1 protein-coding gene is annotated in these 588 nt (G+C 71.1%); it reads left to right on the top strand.

The window, feature by feature from the left end:
- A partial coding sequence (locus BZY54_RS48910) for an amidohydrolase family protein (protein WP_158104044.1) occupies positions 1-588 on the top strand: 588 nt, incomplete at both ends.

The raw sequence follows: 588 nt of genomic DNA, 5'->3' as shown, positions 1-588 counted from the left end.
GGCTGAGCGCGGGGCAGCCGGCGATCGCCGGCGTGGTGGGCTGGTTCGACCTCGCCTCACCCGCCCTGGCGGACGACCTGACCGCCGCCCGCGCCATGCCCGGAGGCCGGCATCTGGTCGGTGCGCGGCACCAGCTCCAGGAAGAGCCCGACCCCCAGTGGCTCGACCAACCTGCCGTCCGGCGCGGACTGCGCACCCTGGCCGAACATCGGCTGGCCTACGACATCGTCGTCTCACCCGAGCGACTGCCGACGGTCGTGCGGGCCGTCACCGATAATCCGGAGCTCCGGTTCGTCCTCGACCACGCGGGAAAGCCGCCTCTGCGCACCGGCGCTCTCGACTCCTGGAACCGTGACCTTACGCGTCTGGCGCTGCTGGACAACGTCACCGTGAAGCTGTCCGGCCTGGTGACGGAGGCGGACTGGGAACGGTGGACCGTCGCGGATCTGCGCCCTGCGGCGTCGACGGTTATCGACCTCTTCGGTCCCGGACGCACGATGTTCGGCTCCGACTGGCCCGTATGTCTGGCCGCCGGTGCCGACTACGCGCGCGTGGCGGGCACCTTCGAAGAACTGGTCAGCGGCCTCG

Source organism: Streptomyces carpinensis (genome assembly GCF_002154505.1).
In the GTDB taxonomy this organism is placed as follows: Bacteria; Actinomycetota; Actinomycetes; order Streptomycetales; family Streptomycetaceae; genus Streptomyces; species Streptomyces carpinensis.
The sequence above is the reverse complement of the archived record's forward strand: the minus strand, read 5'-3'. Positions and strand labels throughout refer to the sequence as shown.